The sequence below is a fragment of the Clostridium sp. SHJSY1 genome, from assembly GCF_031626875.1.
Lineage (GTDB): Bacteria > Bacillota > Clostridia > Clostridiales > Clostridiaceae > Clostridium.
On the sequence record NZ_JANDMF010000014.1, the window covers coordinates 59253 to 79733 of the forward strand.

General features: G+C 29.4%; 11 protein-coding genes. 1 reads left to right on the forward strand and 10 read right to left on the reverse strand.

Going from position 1 to position 20481, the window contains the following annotated elements; translation table 11 throughout:
* Positions 1–4: 4 nt before the first annotated feature.
* The 7 genes from NNC19_RS08810 to NNC19_RS08840 form a co-directional block, all read right to left on the reverse strand.
* Positions 5–2443 (reverse strand): FtsX-like permease family protein, encoded by a 2439-nt coding sequence (locus NNC19_RS08810; RefSeq protein ID WP_310938264.1) that lies wholly within the window; start codon positions 2441–2443, stop codon positions 5–7.
* The gene (locus tag NNC19_RS08815; RefSeq protein WP_310938265.1) at positions 2436–3188 is read right to left on the reverse strand and encodes an ABC transporter ATP-binding protein; all 753 of its coding nucleotides are present in this window, start codon (positions 3186–3188) and stop codon (positions 2436–2438) included. Before NNC19_RS08815 ends, NNC19_RS08810 begins: the two co-directional genes overlap by 8 nt.
* 421 nt (positions 3189–3609) lie before the next feature.
* Complete coding sequence (locus NNC19_RS08820; protein ID WP_310938266.1) at positions 3610–3789, reverse strand: hypothetical protein; 180 nt, start codon at positions 3787–3789, stop codon at positions 3610–3612.
* A 520-nt stretch (positions 3790–4309) separates the two neighbouring features.
* Complete coding sequence (locus tag NNC19_RS08825; RefSeq protein ID WP_310938267.1) at positions 4310–5173, reverse strand: SDR family NAD(P)-dependent oxidoreductase; 864 nt, start codon at positions 5171–5173, stop codon at positions 4310–4312.
* Between the two features lie 24 nt (positions 5174–5197).
* The gene (locus NNC19_RS08830; protein WP_310938268.1) at positions 5198–5989 is read right to left on the reverse strand and encodes an acetoacetate decarboxylase family protein; all 792 of its coding nucleotides are present in this window, start codon (positions 5987–5989) and stop codon (positions 5198–5200) included.
* 266 nt (positions 5990–6255) lie between these two features.
* Positions 6256–8043, reverse strand: coding sequence for an ABC transporter ATP-binding protein (locus NNC19_RS08835; protein ID WP_310938269.1), 1788 nt, complete (start codon positions 8041–8043; stop codon positions 6256–6258).
* The gene (locus tag NNC19_RS08840; RefSeq protein ID WP_310938270.1) at positions 8043–9779 is read right to left on the reverse strand and encodes an ABC transporter ATP-binding protein; all 1737 of its coding nucleotides are present in this window, start codon (positions 9777–9779) and stop codon (positions 8043–8045) included. Before NNC19_RS08840 ends, NNC19_RS08835 begins: the two co-directional genes overlap by 1 nt.
* A gap of 743 nt (positions 9780–10522) precedes the next feature.
* Here NNC19_RS08840 and NNC19_RS08845 point away from each other — a divergent pair.
* Positions 10523–12883: an Ig-like domain-containing protein gene (locus NNC19_RS08845; protein ID WP_310938271.1), complete on the forward strand. Its 2361-nt coding sequence runs from the start codon at positions 10523–10525 to the stop codon at positions 12881–12883.
* 606 nt (positions 12884–13489) lie between these two features.
* Here NNC19_RS08845 and polC read toward each other — a convergent pair.
* From polC to NNC19_RS08860, 3 genes are all read right to left on the reverse strand, one after another.
* Positions 13490–17839, reverse strand: a complete 4350-nt coding sequence (gene polC, locus NNC19_RS08850) for a DNA polymerase III subunit alpha (protein WP_310938291.1) — start codon at positions 17837–17839, stop codon at positions 13490–13492.
* A 258-nt stretch (positions 17840–18097) separates the two neighbouring features.
* Positions 18098–19426, reverse strand: coding sequence for an HD domain-containing protein (locus NNC19_RS08855; RefSeq protein ID WP_310938272.1), 1329 nt, complete (start codon positions 19424–19426; stop codon positions 18098–18100).
* Positions 19410–20426: a DNA polymerase beta superfamily protein gene (locus tag NNC19_RS08860; protein WP_310938273.1), complete on the reverse strand. Its 1017-nt coding sequence runs from the start codon at positions 20424–20426 to the stop codon at positions 19410–19412. Before NNC19_RS08860 ends, NNC19_RS08855 begins: the two co-directional genes overlap by 17 nt.
* Between the last annotated feature and the right edge of the window lie 55 nt (positions 20427–20481).

The window sequence follows — 20481 nt, forward strand, 5'->3', positions numbered from 1 at the left end:
TTATCTAAGACTCATCCATTGAAAGTTCCATATTAATTTTTTTCTTAGAAATATTCATTACATAAGGAACTAGGTAAATTACGCTTACAATTAATGTACCTCCAATATTAATCAATAGCATCTTATAGTCAGGTACAAAAAATCTTATGCCATCAGAACAAATTAATACAAATGAACCAACATATCCAAGTATACATCCTATTAATTCACCTATACCTAGAAATACTATAAACTGAATTATCAACATCTTTCGTAAGTCTTTTGATGTAAACTTCATACATCTTAGTACTGCATACTCTTTTCTTCTTGTATTCATATTATTTTTAATAGAATTAACTACACCTAAAATAGTAAATAAAATTATTAAGGATAAGGCAATTTGGAAATATCCCCATCGCTCATTAAATGCTCTATTATTTTCTTCTAAGACTTGCTGTAAAGTTGCCCACTTTATACTTGGATAATTAGCTTTAATTTCTTGCAAAGCTTCCTGTATATTAGGACTTTCTGTATTAATATTTATTTTATAGAATGTTGAAGTATCTTTATCTATTAATACTTTATTAGAAAAATCAATCATTAATTTTTTATAATTAACCAAACTATCATCAACAATATCAATCACTTCTAATTTAAAATCATATTTTTCAATTTGCCTTTCACTGTTATTACCAAATTCCGGATTAGCTAATCTTATTTCCTGTCCTATTTTAATATTCTTCTCTTTAGCATAGCTTTCACTTACTACAACTTTTGATTTTTCATCACCTTTAAATTCCTTTATTAATCCTTGTTCTGTCATTTCTTTAAGACTTCCTAATGAATAATTTATATTTTCCTCATTTGACCTATTACTTATTCTAGTAGTTCCGCCGTAAGCAATCATTGATACTTTTACCTTATCTAAAGAGCTAACATCATTAAATAATTTCATAAACTCATCACTTTTTAAGTTTTTGCCACTTATAATAACTATATCTGTCCTATATTCTTTTCGATAATAATCTTCTGTATTATTCATAATAGCTTTAGTAAAATTACTACCTACACTTGTTATAATCATAGAAGTAGCTATTGCTATAATTACTATATAACTCTTTTTAATTTGTGATATTGATGTTTTTATAGACATACTTCCTATTGTTCCAAAAACTAAACCAAAAGGTTTTATTAAAGAAGTTAAAATCTTAGTCATATTAACTCTAATAAACATAAAAATTCCTATTAATATAAATAAATATCCTAATAGAACTTTAGGTACCCCATCTGATATCTTTAGTAAAATTGCATAGACTTCAATAAAAACACCTATACCTATTAATATTAATGAAACAGTTTTCTTTCCTTTAGAATATTCATTAACTATTTTTTCATTTGAATCCATAGCTTGCACTGGTAATATTTTTGCTGTTCTTGCGGCTGGAATATGCAAGATAAATTGCATTATAATAAACCCTACTAGTGCTGTTATACATAAAGGAATATAATAGACATTAAATGAAGGTAAAAATATCTTGGAACTTATACAAGTTAATACAAGTCCTAAAATTACTCCAATTATATTAATTAATAAAGTTTGAATCTTTAAGATGCTGGAAACTTGTTGACTACTTCCTCCTATCGCTTTAATTATAGCAAATTCCTTTGTGTATTTATAAATATATTCTTGTAAATTTGATATTATCAATATGCCACACATAGTAATTACTAATACTCCAAGAACTGCAACAAAATATTTTAATGACGTTACATTCTTTTGTACAAATTCATCTTGTTCAAATACTTGTATCCTTAAATTATCATCTATACTTTTTAATTTTTCTGCAACTGCTGAAGCATCTTTTGAAACTTTAACCATAATAAAAGTAGCTTCATAGTCTAATTTCAAGATTTCTTTTAGACTTTTTCTATTCATTATAAGCATGTTAATAGTAGAACTGTCTGTCTTATCTTTAAATACTTCTCCAACAGTTTTCTTATATCCATTTATATCAATCTTATCTCCAACTGATACCTTTAAATTTTCTGCAAGATTTTCATTTATAAATACCTGATTATCATCAAGATTTTTAGAATAATTATATTTACTTCTACTTAAATTATCATCTTCCAAGCCTAATGTATATACAGTTATACCTTGAATCTGCAAATCACCTGTTACTAATGCAGGTGAAGTTTTCTCTATTCCTTCTATTGAATTCACATTATCCATAAAAGAATTTGTTATATTTTTATGAGCATCATTTTCATATCCAAATTGAAGTTCAAATGCTCCAAACTTTTCTAACATATCTTGTTTTAATTTATTTTCAGAGTTCAAAGAAAAATTCATTAAGGAGGTTATTAAGAATATAGATAGAGCTATTGCACTAATACATGCAATAGTTATACTTTTATTAGACTTTAAAAATCTTAGTGATATATCTTTAAGTGATTTAATCATGATTTTTAATTACCTTTTTAAATTTTGATAGTATCATATCTATATTCCCCTCTTCACCTGTTCTCTTATAATCTTCAACTATATTTCCATCCTTAAAAAATAATACTCTATCTGCATAACTTGCCACCATAGGATCATGAGTTACTATAATAATACTCTGGTTTAAATTTGTCCTCATACTCTTAAATATATCTAATATTTCTAGAGATGTATTATAATCAAGATTTCCTGTTGGTTCATCTGCTAATAATATTTGAGGATTTGTAATTATTGCTCTTGCTATGCTTACTCTCTGCTGTTGCCCCCCTGATAATTGTACTGGTCTGTGCTTTCTCCATTTTTGGAGTCCAACTAACTCTAACTGTTTGTCTACTTTTTCTTTTATTTCTTTTTCTGACACGCCTTGTAACACTAACGGTAATGCTACATTATCCTCTACAGTTAAATCCTTTAACAAATTAAAAGATTGAAATACGAAACCTATTTTTTCGCTTCTATATTTTGTAGCATAAGGCTCTTCATAATATTTTGTTTGTAGTTTATCTTCTATATAAACATAACCTTTATCTGGACTATCCAGGGCACCTATCATATTTAATAATGTACTCTTTCCTGAACCACTACTCCCCATAATACATAGTATTTCTCCTTTATTTAGAGAAAAGGATACATCTTTCAATGCTTGTATTTTACTATTACCAACTTCAAAAGTTTTCTTTAAATTTTCTACTTTAAATATCTCCACTTGCTTCCTCCTTATTGATACCATCCTGCTTGAGCATCATACATTTCTTTATACTTACCTTGTTAAATAAAATTAATTTATTACTCTCTAACATCCCTTCTCAACTATTTATTCATCATCATGGATAACTATTATATTTTATAAAAATCCTCCTAAACCAACATTTTATCAGCATATTTTTCAGAACATTACCACAAGTGAGTCTCCAAATTTCTGATTTAGCAAGACAAACTTATTCAACTAATGAGTGCAGATTCTCATTTGTAAAAAATATATACAAATGTAACAATATTACCATATTACCATATTTATAGTGAGGAATATACTATATAGTAAAAAAATAATAGAAGACTATGAACTTTCAACTTAAGTTGCCTAGCTCATAGTCTTCTATTGAGTTAAAACTATACGAATACTATTTTTATCCACTAAAAAACATTGTTATCATATCTACGAAATAAAGTAAGGTTCTCCATATAATTGGTGTTAATGCAATTCCTGCAATCAATATACCTCCACCTATTGATAACATTAAACCTGTCCCATCTTGTTCTCCTGAAAAATTATTTAAAAAGCCTCCCCCAAAATTTATCACTCTCATTTATTTTTATTATGTAACTATATTGAATAATAAACTTAATTACCATTTCCTTAAGTTTAAATTATTTTATAATTCTTTCATAGTACCAAAGACCATTTAGCTGAAATGTAAATTTCACCAATTCAATTTCTTTTCTCATATGATATTTTTATTTCTAATCCAAATTACTTAAAATTCATAATATTTTTCACCCAAAACTCTTCAAACCCGCATTATGCCAGCATATTCTTCAGAATATTTCCATAAGTGAGCCTCCAAATCTATGATTTGGCAAGGCAAACTTACTCAGCGAAGGTACCTGAGTCGAGTTTCCTTAAATATGGTGAAGAATATTTCCATATTTATTCTCAAGAATATCATAAAAGAACCCCTAAATTTATAATTTGCTCATTCAAACTTATTCAGCTAAGGTATCTGAGTTGAGTTTACCTAGATATAATGAATAACATTCTTAAAAAAAATCCTCCACAATGCTTGTTTGCATCATAGAGGATTTCTTTTTATATATTTATTTTCAAATTTATTTTATCCCTCTTATTACATCCATAGATGGACTTCCACCATTAAACATATTCTTAATTCTTAGTTCTATAAGCGGATTTAAGTATGGATGTGTAAGTATATAAAATTCTTCTTGTTCAATTGCTTTAAAGATAGCTGGAGCTACTATATCCATGGAAACTCCACCTTGGATACCTTTATGCTTCATTTCTTCTTCCTTTTTATATAATTCACTTTGATAATATGGTTCACTCATATCATTTGCAAATTCCTTTTGTCTATGTCTTTCACAATTGTCAAGATCTGTTGCTATAAATCCCGGACAAAAAACTGACATTTTTATTTTATCTGTCTCACATTGAAGATCTAAATAAGTAGATTCAGATAATCCAATTGTTGCAAACTTAGAAGTATGATAAGCTGACATTCCATTTAAATCCAATAGCCCTGCTACAGATGAAGTATTCACTATATGACACTCTGTCCCTTGTTTTAGCATTATTGGTATAAATACTTTTTGACCATTTACCATTCCACCTACATTAACTCTCATAGTCCATTCCCAGTCATTTAGAGATATTAACCATGATGGTCCTGGAACTATAATTCCTGCATTGTTGAATAATAAGTCTACATGTTGAAATCTTTCAATAGTCTTCTTTGCAAGCATTTCCATATCAGCATATTTAATAACATCCATTTGAACAGCTAAAACTTCAGCACCATAACCTTTAAGTTCTTCTTCAGCTCTCTTTAAATCTGTTTCATCAATATCAGCTATTACTACTTTAACAGATCTTTTAGCACATTCCTTAGCTATTTCAAGACCTATCCCATTTGCTCCTCCTGTAATAACTGCTACCTTATCTTTAAAATCTTTCATTGCCTGGATCCTCCTTTTAATTTATTAATTTTCTTCCCACCAGTCCCATTTCGTATAGGAATAAGGTACATAAGCCATTGGATCAACCTCAGCTAAAACTTCACCTCTTAAAAGCACTGCTGTTCCTACTGTGTAGCTACATCCTAACATTTTTACAACTTCTAATTCTGTCCAAGGGTCATGTTGTGAATCATTTAATTTCATCTCGAATTCACCGTTTTCAATTACTTTGGTATCTACAGTTGTTCCTTGACTTACAAGCCTTGGACTTAAGTCATATCCTTTTCCATCTGGTGACTTAGAATATTTAAAATTAAATATAGGTAATCCTTTTCCATAAATATCATTAATCATGCTTTGTTCATCTTTATCATTAAAATTTCCATTAAGTTTTGCCTTAACATTAAAGAACTCAATTCCATGTCTAGATACACTTCCTTCAACTGTATCTCCATCTTTTTTCAATTCAATTTCTGCCATTTTCTTAGGGAAACCATAAATTTCTCTTCCCAGTGCCATTGCCATCCCATCACTTATAGGCATTGATAAACAATAATTACCTAACTTTCCATTAAAGTCTGCTAATATAAATAAAGCTGCTTCCTTATAGCCTGGACAAAAATTAGTTCTTGGATAATCTGCTATAAAAGCACTTACTAGAGGTCTTTTGGCAGGTTTTAATGGTGGTGGAAGAAGCCTTTCAATAATTTCAGGTTTTGTTTCCCAATAAACTGTAATAGTTTCTGAATCGTAAAAAGTTGTTGGTTTACTTGTTGACTTTATAATATCACTTGGATCTTTTATAAAACTTCTCATTAATATTTCCTCCTCATAATTAAAATATTTTTCATATCAGAGATAAACTGCCAAATAAAAGGATACTTTATCTCAATAAAAAACACTTCTATTGAAATTTTTTCCACAAATTCATATTACTAATAAAATGACTAAAAGTCAATATATTCTATGTTTGTATTTTCTAAATAAATTAAACATTCTGAAAACAACTTAACTTTTTTCTAAAATAAAAATCCTTCACAATGTATCTCTACACTATGAAGGACTTTCTTTAATCTCGTTTTCTAAGCTCCCTCGTTCAAAAACTCATATTGAGCTGAATATAATCCATAATAAGCTTTCCTTTTAGAAATAAGCTCATCATGATTTCCAGATTCTATAATTCTTCCACCTTCAACTACCATAATCTTATCACAGTCTCTTATAGTTGAAAGTCTATGAGCTATAACAAAGGAAGTTCTTCCTTGAAGTAATTTTTCTATACCTTTTTGCACTAATCTTTCTGTTTGTGTATCTATATTAGAAGTTGCTTCATCTAATATAAGAATTCTTGGATTAGCTAATAGAGCTCTTGCAAAGGATACTAATTGCCTTTGTCCAAGTGATAACCTAGATCCTCTTTCATTAACTTCTGTTTCATATCCTTTTTCAAGTTTAATAATAAAATCATGAGCATCAACAGCTTTTGCAGCTGCAATTACCTCTTCATCTGTAGCATCCAATCTACCATATCTTATATTTTCCATTATAGTTGTAGAAAAAAGGAATGTATCTTGAAGCATTATTCCCATTTGATTTCTATAAGACTCTAATTTTACATTTCTTATATCTTTTCCATCTACTAATATTTCACCAGTACTAACATCATAAAATCTACTTAGAAGTGAAACTATTGTTGATTTTCCTGCACCAGTAGCACCTACTAAAGCAACCTTTTCCCCTGGATTAACCTTAAAACTTACTTCCTTTAATACATCAGACCCTTCTTCATAGGAAAATCCAACATTTTTAAATTCAACTTCGCCTTGAATTTTAGGCATATCTACTGCCTCTTCCTTATCTTTTATAACTGGCTCTACATCTAGAATATCAAATATTCTATCTGCAGCTGAAAGATTAGTTACTAAAGTATTATAAAAACTTGAAAGGTTCATTATAGGTCTCCAAAACATTCCAGCATACATAGAAAATGCAATTAAAGTACCTATTTGAATTTCCCCACTAATTACTATCTTATACCCAACAGCAAATACTACTAAAGTAGCTACTCCAGCTGATAATTCAACTAGTGGCCAAAACATATCATTCAATCTTACTGCTGCATTCCAAGATTTTTTTAAACTTTTTACTAAGGCTCTAAATTCTTTATCAGTATCATTTTCTTTAGCAAAAGATTGTACAACCTTAACTCCTGAAAATTCTTCATGGGTGAAGGCATTTAAATTTGATCTTTTCTTTCTATATATTTCCCATCTTCTTCTTGAAAATATTTCAATGCAAAACATAGCTATTGCAAGAATAGGAAGAAGTGCTATACAAACTAATGCAAGTTTTACATTAAGCATTAACATAGCAACTGCAATTAGAAGTAAGTTTAATAATTGAGGAATTAATTGCTGAATACTTTGGTTAAATAGGTTTTTTAGTGCATTAACGTCCCCAACTACCCTTGCAAGAATTTTTCCCACAGGCCTACTATCAAAAAAATCAAAAGAAAGATCTTGAATATGAGTATATAATTCTCGTCGTATATTTAGAAGTATATTATTTGTAACCGAATAAATCTTTTTCCATCTAAGTAGAGATATTCCCCATGCTACTAAATTAAGTGTTACAAGTATTACACCAATAAATATAAGCCCATTTATATCATGATTTGCTACTTTATCATCAATTGCTATTTTCAAAAGATATGGATTCAAAACTCCACATAACATTACATATAACATAAGAGCTATTACTAACACAGATTCTTTTTTGTAAGGTTTTAAATAAACTAATAACCTTCCTATAAGCTCTCTTTTACTTCTTCTTGTTGTATATTCATCTTTTCTTGTTGTATTACGTGCCATTATATCACCTCTTCTTCTAGAGAATCAAAGTCTTTAAACTGTTCAGCATAGATGTCATAATACGCTCCTCTTTTTTGAAGCAATTCATCATGTTTTCCTATTTCTTTTATTTCTCCATTTTCAAAATAAATTATAATATCTGCATTTTTAACTGCTGAAATTCTATGAGCTATTATAAATGTTGTTGAAGATTTTTTTCTATTATTTAAATTTACTAATAACTCATGTTCTGTTTCCATATCTAACGCTGAAGTAGCATCATCCAAAACTAGAATTGGAGCATGTCTAAGTAAAGCCCTTGCAATAGATAATCTTTGTTTTTGACCACCAGAAAGACCTAAACCTCTTTCTCCTATCTCTGTTTCAAATCCATCTTCTAATGAATCTACAAAATCAAAACAACATGCAGTTTTGCAAGCTTTAACAACTTCATCATATTCTGCTCTTCCATTACTGAATTTTATGTTATTCAAGATAGAATCTGAAAACAAGAATGTATCTTGAGGAACTATACTCATATTTCTTCTAAGTTTAGTTAAATCATACTCTTTAACATTAACTCCATCTACAAGTACTTCTCCTATGCTAACATCATAATGTCTACCAATTAAGCTAAGAAGAGAAGATTTTCCTGAACCTGTAGTTCCCATTACAGCAACTGTACTGCCAGCTGGAATTTTTAAATTTATATTTCTTAACACTTCTTCATCTTTATATTTGAATGTAACATCTTTAAATTCAATTTCACCTTTAATTTTCTCTGGACAATATCCATGCTCCTTACTTTTAACTTCTGTTTCTCTATCCATTATTTTGAAAATCTTTTTTGCAGAAGCTGCTGTTCTAGAAAGAAGATTAATTAAATCTCCAAGCATTCTCATAGGCCATATTAAATTCCATATATAACTACTAAATGCCATTAAAACACCTAAGGTAATTTCTTCATTGGATACAAAATATCCACCTAAAACAATCATAATGACTAATGAAACATTTGTTAAAAATTCAATTGGCGGAAAATACCTTCCTATGATATCAGCTTGTTCCATATTTAAATCATAATAATCTTTATTTAATTTCATAAATTTTTTTATTTCATATTTTTCTCTAGTAAATGCTTTAACAAGTCTTACACCTGCAATATTTTCCTGTGCTGATGTGTTTATCTCTGCTGTTTTATCACTTATCTTTCCATAACTTTCACCAAATTTATTTTCAAGTTTCATTCCTATAAATCCAATTGGAATCATGATTACCACACAAGCTAATGCAAGTTTCCAATTAAGATAAAATAGAATCACTGTTGAAAGCACAAAATACAATATATTTTCAACAAACAACCTAAGGCCAAATGCTATGGTTTCCCAAATTGTTTCTGCATCCTCCCCAATCCTTGACATTAGTTCCCCAGTATTCATATCGTCAAAGTATTTAAATTCTAATGTCTGTATATGATTAAATAAATCATCCTTTACTTCCTCATGTACTTCACTACTAGTAATATCATAAAGATATTCCTTTATATATCCAAATACTGCTTTGAAAATTGTTATTCCAAGAAGCGTTAAAATAATAGGCCCTATTACACTGGTATCTCCTCCAGTAATCCCTTTATCTAAGAATTCTTTTTGTAGAAAAGGAACACATAGATCTAACCCAATAACTGCTAACATTGCTACACTACCTATTATTACCCACAACTTGTACTTTAAAATATACCTTAATATTCTCTTCATTACGCCCCTCCTAATGTTTACTAATTTCCACAGACTAAGCAAAAAAGGCCATGGATATCCCACGACCTTAAAAATTACATAAAAAAATCTATCTAGAATGAATTTTTCTAAAATAAAAAAGGTCATGGACAATAGCCCACAACCTCATAAATACAAAGTGCTGTAAATAGCAAAGTTATTTTTATATAGACCTTGCTATAGAGGTAGGACTATTGATAAATTGTGATAATCTAAGATTAATAATTTGTGCCATAAAAATGACTGCTTTTTTATACATTAAAAACATAATCCTACCTCCTTTCGAATTTAAAATATTATTTATTCTATGTTTTCTAGTATATTCCATCTGGAATACATTGTCAATGTTTATGTGCAATTTTTTTTACAATTTAACTTCCAACACAAACCCAACTTTACTATTTTGTTTTATCTGTTCTTTTTACAAAAAGCCAACACAACCCACTACAAATATCTAGTAATTATATTTATTTGTGTTATAATATCTCTATAGTAAATTTTTTCTAATAATTAAAATATATTCTATTACAGCTATTATATGCTTTAAAAATTTAAACTTTAAAGGATGTGATAATTAAAGGAAAAACTACTTTTTGTTTGTCTTTGCTTTTTTATATATTTTTCTTTTAATTTAATTCATATTAATAAGAAAGCAAATACCATAAACAATTGCAACTCTTAAGTAAACGTTTAACAAAAAAATATAGAATGGAGTGTGTTTTTAAATGCGTAAATTAAAGATTGTTTCCTTATTTCTTTCATCGTTTATTGTATCCTCTTCATTAACTACTTTTGTAAAAAATCCATTAAAAGTAAATGCTGCAACAGTTGATTCAACTATACATACTGGAGCTAGGCAAATGGAAACCTTAGATCGTGGACTTATTGCTACAAAAGTTAATGATGGTGTATATATTGGATGGCGACTACTTGGTACTGATGATCCTAATATAGAATTTAATATTTACAAAGAAGGAATTAAGCTTAATTCAAAACCTATTACAAATAGTACAAACTATGTAGATTCTAATGGTGATGGAAGTTCCAGATATTATATTAGGCCTATTGTTAATGGTGTTGAATTAGCAGCTACTGATTATGTAAAACCTTCAACTAGTCCTTATATATCCATACCACTTCAAGTACCACAAGGTGGAACAATCCCCCAAGCTGGGACAAGCCCTGATGCAAATTACACTTACGATGTAAACGATGGCAGCGTTGCTGATTTAGATGGTGATGGACAATATGAATATATTGTAAAATGGAATCCAACAAACGCTAAGGACAATTCACAATCTGGGTATACTGGCAATGTATATATTGATGCATACAAACAAGATGGAACTCGTCTTTGGAGAATTGACTTAGGCAAAAATATTAGAGCTGGTGCTCATTACACACAATTTTTAGCATATGATTTTGATGGTGATGGAAAGGCAGAAATTGCTTTTAGAACAGCTGATGGAACTGTTGATGGTGTTGGAAATGTTATAGGCGATAAAAATGCAGATTATAGAACTGATAAGGGATATGTCTTAAGTGGTAATGAATATTTAACTGTATTTAATGGTCAAACAGGCGCTGCTATGTCTAATATTCCTTTTGCTCCAGAACGTGGTAGCGTATCTGACTGGGGTGATAGTTATGGTAATCGTGTAGATAGATTTCTAGCTGGGGTGGCCTATTTGGATGGAGTTCACCCAAGTATAATTATGTCTAGAGGTTACTATGTAAAAACTGCTATCTCTGCTTATGACTTTAAAGATGGTAAACTATCATCTCGTTGGAATTTCATTGCTGATCAAAATCAAAACAGTGATTATCAAGGAAGAGGTAACCATAATTTATCTATTGCTGATGTAGATGGTGACAATAATGATGAAATTATATTTGGTTCAGCTGCAATAGACGATAATGGAAAAGGCTTATATCAGACTGGGCTTTCTCATGGTGATGCTCTTCATGTTGGTGATTTAGACCCTACTAGACCAGGTCTTGAGGTTTTCCAAGTTCATGAAGATAAAACTTGTAAATACAATGCAGAAGTTCATGATGCAAAAACTGGCGAAATTCTCATGGGTGTTAAAGTTGCTGATGGTGATTGTGGGCGTGGAGTTGCTGCTGATATAGATCCTCGTTATCCTGGTGAAGAAGTTTGGGCTGCCAAACAAGTTGGACTTTATTCAATTAAAGGTGAAAAAATAGCAGATGCTGCAAATGCCCCTACTGCTATGAATTTTGCTACATGGTGGGATGGTGACCTTTCTCGTGAACTTTTAGATGATACTAAAATATATAAATGGGATTATGAAAATGGTAAGATGAAAACAATTCTTGATGCTACTGGATCAGCTTCAAATAACTCAACTAAAGCAACTCCAGTATTACAAGCTGATATTCTAGGGGATTGGAGAGAGGAAGTTGTTTGGAGATCTGCTGATAATAAAGAGCTTCGTATATACTCCACTACTGATGTTACAAATTATCGCTTTGATACATTAATGCATGATCCTGTTTATAGATTAGGTGTTGCTTGGCAAAATGTTGGTTACAATCAACCACCTCATACTAGTTATTTCCTAGGAACAGGTATGAAAACTCCTTCAAAACCTAATATATATACTGTTAATGGTAATGTAACATCCTTAACATTAGCTGATTCTATTGATGTTAATCAAGGTGAAAGTTTCTCTTTACCTGAAAATGTACTAGCAACCTTTGGTAATGGTACTAAAAAAACTGTTTCTGTAACATGGAATAAGATAGATACCTCAAAAACAGGTCAGTTTATTGTAAACGGTGTAATTCAAGATACTAATCAAAAAGTTACTCAAACTATAAATATAGTAGAAAAGAAACAATTAACTCAACCAACTGTTGACCCAAATAAAAATGAAAATAATCCAAAACCAGAAGATACTAATACACTTACAAATCCTGACCCATCAATAGATGACCCTGAAAACAACACAGCTAAAACTAGTGATAATAATTCTATTTTTCTTCTTACTGCAGCTTCATTACTAGCTTTATCTAGCTGTATTTTTCTCATTGCTAGAAGAAATTTTAAAAATAAGATGTAAATTTATGCAAACAACATAAAAAAATGAAACAAGCTATCTAAAATAGAAGAAATCTATTCTAGGTAGCTTGTTTAAAATCACTCAACTCTTTAACTATTTAGGTTCCGTAGTTAATTTAGATAATACTCCAGCAACTACTATTACCCCTATAAACATTTTCATATCTGCACTTAAACCACTAAACATATTAACCATACCCATGATTTTATCCATAATACTCACCCTCACATCTAATAGATTTAACTTAACATATTTTTATATAATATGAAGACATTTATAATAATATGTTAAATAAAAATATTTTTATTACTAGAAAGTAACTTCAATAACAAAATAGCTTTAATTAAGGAATATATTAACCATGTTTAATTTTAATTTTGTCATAATGCTGACATATTATAATTTTATAATTAATATTGTAAAGTAGTTAAAACATTATTTATTCCCCTATAATAGATAATGAGATGAATTTTTTGAATGACTTGTTTACCCTTAGATAAGTCGTTCTTTTTTTGTTCATATTTTTATATTTAATATAAAATCAAGGGATATATTAGAATGTCTATAACTTATTCTAATATATCCCTTTTATTTAGAATTTAAATACTATCCCAAAATATCAAAGAAACACATTTGATCACTTTCTGGAAGCCCTTTTAAACAGTCAAACTTTTTAAGCAAATCAATAGCAGCATTTCCAATCTTAGAACGTTTCTTTACATCTTCTATTGAATTAAATGGTTTTTCTTTAGCAGCACTTGATATACTTTCTGCTGCCACATTCCCCATACCTGCCATACTATTTAAAGATGGTCTTATGCCATCCTCCTCAAGTTGAAATTTTGTAGCATTAGATTTGTATAAATCAATTGGAAGAAATTTAATTCCTCTTTCATACATTTCAAGAACTATCTCCAAATCATCATACATATCTTTATCCTTAGGCCCTGCATCATTACCTAATGCCAGAATTTCTTTCATCTTTTCCTTAACCTTTTCTTTTCCAAATATCATCCATTCAGCATCAAAAGCCTTGGCTCTAATACTAAAGTATGTTGTGTAATAAGCTTTAGGAATATGAACCTTAAACCATGCAATTCTAAAAGCCATCATTACATAAGCAGCAGCATGAGCCTTAGGGAACATGTATTTTATCTTTTTACAAGAATCTATATACCATTCTGGTACATCATTCTCTCTCATTAAGTCTTCATATTCCCCCCATTTAGGCTCTTTTAAAGCTTTTCCCTTACGTACAGTTTCCATTATCTTAAATGCAGTGTTTGGTGGTAACCCTTTTTTAATTAGATATACCATAATATCATCTCTTGTACATACTGCATCACTGATACTAGTAATTACACCATTATCAATTAAATCTTTAGCATTTCCAAGCCATACATCTGTACCATGTGAAAGTCCTGATATACATAATAAATCTGAAAAAGTTTTTGGTTTTGTATCTACGAGCATTCCTCTAACGAACTTAGTCCCAAATTCAGGAACTCCAAATGTTCCAACATCTGAATTTATCTGCTGTGGAGTTACTCCAAGAGCCTCAGTAGATGAAAATAAAGACATAGTCTCCTTATCATCCATAGGTATATCTGTAGGATTAACTCCTGTTAAATCCTGAAGCATCCTTATAACTGTTGGATCGTCGTGACCAAGAATATCTAGCTTAAGCAAATTTTGATCAATAGAATGATAATCAAAATGTGTTGTTATAATATCTGAATTTGGATCATCTGCTGGATGCTGTACAGGACAAAATTCAAAGATTTCTCTTCCTTTTGGCACAACTATAATTCCTCCTGGATGCTGTCCAGAAGTTCTTTTTATCCCTGTACACCCTGTTGAAATTCTTATTGTTTCTGCCTTATTTATTTGAATATTTTTCTCATCATAATATTTTTTAACATAACCAAAGGCCGTTTTTTCAGCTATAGTACCTATGGTTCCAGCCTTAAATGTTGTACCTTTCCCAAATATAACTTCTGTATATCTATGGGCTTTTGCTTGATATTCTCCTGAGAAGTTTAAATCTATATCAGGTTCCTTATCCCCATTAAATCCCAAGAAAGTTTCAAATGGTATATCTATCCCATCCTTATGTAGATTTTCTCCACAAACAGGACATACTTTATCAGGTAAATCGAAACCATTTAATACACCATAATCTTCAAAATCAGAATACTTACATTTAGCACATCTATAATGTGGTGGAAGTGCATTAACTTCTGTTATACCAGTCATATTCGCAACAAAAGAAGATCCTACAGATCCTCTAGACCCAACCAAGTATCCATCTTCATTTGATTTCCACACCAATTTTTGAGCTATAATATACATTACTGAAAATCCATTTTTTATAATAGAATCTAATTCTTTATCTAGTCTTGCCTGAACAATTTCTGGCAGTGGATCTCCATAAAGCTCATGCGCCTTTTCATAAGCAATATCTTTAATTGTCTGCTCACACCCTTCAATATGTGGAGGGCATTTTTCTGGAGAAATGGGGCTAATTTGCTCACATATATCTGCTATCTTATTAGTGTTTGTAACTACAACCTCATAGGCTTTATCTCTTCCTAAATAAGAAAACTCATTAAGCATCTCTTCAGTTGTTCTTAAATATAATGGTGCTTGATCATCAGCATCCTTAAATCCCTGTCCTGCTTCTAATATACGTCTGTATATTTCATCCTCTGGGTCTAAGAAATGTACATCTCCTGTTGCAACTACAGGTTTATTCAATTTTTCTGCAAGATTTATAATTTTTTTATTAATCTCTTGTATATATTCTTTATTTGGCACTTGCCCCTGCCTTACTAAATAATCATTATTTCCTAGAGGTTGGATTTCTAAATAATCATAATACTTTGCAATTTCTTCTATCTGTTCATCAGATCTTCCAAGAAGTATTGCTTGGAATAATTCTCCTTCACTACAAGCACTCCCAAGGATTAACCCTTCTGAATATTTTTCATACATACTCTTTAAAATACGTGGCTTTTTATAAAAATAATCTAAATGTGAATATGATACAAGCTTATAAAGATTTTTTAACCCTACATAATTCTTTGCTAAGATTATAGCATGGTTAGTCTTAACCTTTTTGTAAGCTACCTTCTTAGATTCTTCATCAGAAGCATATATATCAATATCTTCTAGAGTCTGTGCTCCTCTTTCCTTCAATTTGTCAATCATTATGTTAAATACCTTAACAGTAGTATCAACATCATCTAAAGCTCTATGCGCTACCTCAACCTTTATCCCAAGATTTTTAGCAATTCTCCCTAACTTATAAGTTTTAAAATCTGGAAAAAGTTCTTGCGCTAGGGATAAGGTATCCATATAAGTAAAATCAAATTCATACCCTAACACTCTTGCATTATGCTTTAAGAAATTAATATCAAATTCTGCATTATGTGCTACTAAAACAGTATCTTTAACAAAATCTAGAACCTTAGGAAATACCTGTTCTATAGTTTCTGCATTTCTTACCATATCATCAGTTATATTAGTAACTTCTATAACCCTTGGTGGTATTGGTTTTTGAGGATTTACAAAACAGCTAAATTTATCTATTACCTTTCCATCTTTAACTTTCATAACACCTATTTCGGTAATTTTTTCTGTCACTGGAGAAAATCCTGTAGTCTCTAAATCTAGAACACAATATGTGGTATCAATGCTCTGACCTTTTATATTAGTTGTAGATGGTGTTTTATCAGGTGCTAAATATGCTTCTACTCCATATATAACCTTCATATCTTTGTTATCTCTTCCAAGTAGCTTATGTGCTTCAGGAAATGATTGAACAACTCCATGATCAGTAATAGCAATAGATTTCATTCCCCAACTCATAGCTCTTTTAATTAAATCAGTAGCACTAGCCATAGCATCCATCTGGCTCATTTGTGTATGCATGTGAAGTTCTACTCTCTTCACCTCTGTATTATCTTCTCTCTTAACTCTCCTAATTCCCTCTGTTTCAATTACAATATTTGCAATCATCTCAACTTCATGAGAGAAATTACTATAGCCTGCATTTCCAGCGAGTCTAACCCCCTTAGCTTTTTTAAGCCTAGATAATACTTCAATTTCTTCACCAGGCTTACAAAACACCTTACAAGTCATAGAATTTGACCCATCATATAAATCAAAAGAAATTAATGTCTTACCACTTCTTAATTCTTTTGCCTCTATATTTGATATTTCTCCTTCAATAACTACTCTTCCCTCATTTGGCGTTATATCAGTAATTTTTACTACTGGATCTTTAATATTAGCGTTTCGCCCCATTATTAATTGTGGATTGGACTTTTTACCATCACCTTTTCCTTTTGTTTCATCTTTATTTTCTTCAAATTTCTTGGAAGTTTCACTAGGTGCAGTAACTTTTTGTATATTTTTAATTTCATTTTTCATATATGCTATTTCACCTGCACGTTTGTCTTCCTCCATCCTTGCAATATCATCAGCACTTATGTTATCAACAAAATTTATATTATATGTCTTTCCATATAAACTTTTTATAAAATTATTAATTTTTTTATCATATTGCATAGTTCTAAAAAAACTTGATACTGGAATCTTAAAATTGAAATTTATAGTATTTTCAGCTACCTCATATTCACCATTATTAACTGCTGCCTTTAAAGCTGGATGTTGTTTTGACAAGAAAAATATAATATTTCTAAGTTCATCTTCTAAAGGCTTTAAACTTGTTCCATCAGAATACTTTACACTAATTTTAGAATCATTTAATTCAAATCGTTCTTTTATGAACCTATTTAAACTATCGATTTCTTCAAACTCAATATAATTTCCTGAACTAATCTTCATCTCTAAGATTCTAGTTTTTTTATTAATAATTACAGATTCTATAATAGCAGTATTTATGTTTCCATTTAACTTATAATCAAAAAAAACTTCACTTACTCTTTTCATACTACTCATTAACCTTCTTTTAATAATTTTTGTCATTTTAATATTATGTGTAACTACATTTTCATTTAATTCTATCACAAACAATTATTACTTTGTATCCCAAAATACTTAGCAACTATTTTTTATTTGTCATAGTCTTGCCATAATATTAATCTATAATAAAATTCATAGTAGTTAATCATTATTTATTTCCCCTATAATAAATAATATAAAACTTTTTTGAATGGCTTCCCCTATTTAGCCATTCTTTTTTATTTTCTAAATAACACTTTTTATAATTTCTAATAAACTTTCTTTATTATTTAAACTATTATCTTCTATTACATAATCCAATAACCTATTTAAAATTATACCTATTTCTTTTCCTGGTTTTATACCTAAATCAATTAAATCTCTACCATTAACAGCCAAATCTTTTATAGAAAAACATTCTTTTGCTTTAACAATTTCATTTAATTTTTGTTCTACTTTAACTAAGTTTGTAAGTCTATCTTTTGCATATACTAAATTTTGTGCTAATATATCTGCCCACTTTACTTTGATTAAATCTCTTAGCAAGTCTTCACCTATTCTATTTAGCATTTTTTTAATACTTTTCTTACTTCTTAGCTCTGAATCATGATATTTCACTAGAGTTAAAACTTTTTCTATAGTATCATTATCATATTTCAACCTTTTCAATATCTTTTCAGCTATATAAACAGATTCATTAGGATGCCCATAATAATGAGCTATTCCATAATCATCTATAGTTCTTGTATTAACTTTTCCTAAATCATGTAATAACATGGCCAATTTTAGCTGTAATTCACCTTCTATTAAATTAGTGGATTCTAAAGTATGATCAAATAAAGAATAAACATGATATGGATTATTCTGACTAAATTCCTCTAACCCATTTAATTCTGATATCCAACAATCTGTTAAATTTAAAATATATCCTGTTTTTAATCTTTCACTATTACTAAGTAAAATTTTATTAAATTCTTCTCTAATTCTTTCTACTGATATTTTATTTAAATTGCTATATAACTCTTTACAAGCTTCTATAATTTCTAAATCTATATTAAACCCTAATTGTGCTGAAAATCTTAATGCTCTGAGCATCCTTAAAGCATCTTCATTAAATCTTTCCTTAGCCTCACCAACACATCTTATTACTTTGTTTTTTAAATCTTTTGAGCCTTCAAATGGATCTACTAACCCATCTTCATCATTATAAGCCATTGAATTAATCGTGAAGTCCCTACGTGATAAATCTAGTAAAATTGAAGTTACATACTCTACATCATTAGGGTGTCTACCATCTTCATATTTTCCATCTTTCCTAAATGTAGTTACTTCATACCCCTCATTATTTACCATGACTGTAACAGTTCCATGTTGCAATCCTGTTGGAATAATTTTATCAAATAATTTTATTGTTTCCTCTGGTCTTGCTGATGTAGTTATATCCCAATCGTTAACTGCTCTATTTAAAATACTGTCTCTAACACATCCACCAACAACAAAAGCTTCATAACCATTATTTTGTAATGTCTTCAATATTGATTTCACATCTTCTGGTATATTAATTTTTATACTCATTAAGTATCACATCCTTATTTATTTCCATTATCATTTCTTCTACTTTATTGTAATTTGGTTTTGTAGGTAAAGTAGTGTTATCTGATGCATACTTAAACTTTTTTTCAAACTCATCTACCATAGAAAATATATCTTCATATGAATATTTTCCTTTTCGTATATCCATTAAAAATTCAATATCATTTTCTCTATAAGTATTAATTCCTTTACCTTCCAATAGTTCTGTTCCCATAATTAATAATCTTATTAAATGCATAGCATGTTTATTAAGATGTAACTCATCTTTTTTACTGTTTCTATGATTTAATTTTTCATAATCTCTAATAACATTACTCATTTCAGAATATATATTTTTAAAATCCCTCAAAGGATACTCTTCTAAACTTATATTCATATATATTTCTGTATCATAATTTTCCTTTTCAGATTCTTTTACGAATAAATTTAACTCTCCATTATTAATAGCTTTATATCTATCTTCTATAGTCATTAATTGAGATTTTATTGTACTTAAAATATGTTCTTCTTTATCTTTCTGAGGATAATTATCTCTAGCCAATGCATTTTGTAGCCTTCTAAGCTGTGCTGTAGCATATCCTCCAAAGCTATAAATAGTCTTTTGGGATAAAAATAGCTCCACATTATCTCTCAGAAGTTTTCCATATTTATTACATATAAACAAATGTTCTTCTTTTGTTCCAAGCATTTCTAGTACATTAGGATTGCAATTTAACATTAAAGATATCACTTTTCTCAACCCATAAATAACTGTATCTGTTTCTCTATTTTCAAATTGTTCAAAACTAGCTAATCCTATTATTTCTGTTGGTGCTTCTACAGCTATACCTCTAATATCTAAATCACTTGTTTCAATATTAGTGCCATAAGCATGACTTCCTCCAGTAGTAAGTAATATTATTTTATCCTGTAAATGCTCATTAGTTCTTAGGAAGTCATATTCAGTGCTAGATAACTTGTCTCTTATTTCTTTTGTATTCATAAATCATTCCCCTTATCAATTTAATCTAAAACATATTTCTCTTTATTTTATCAGA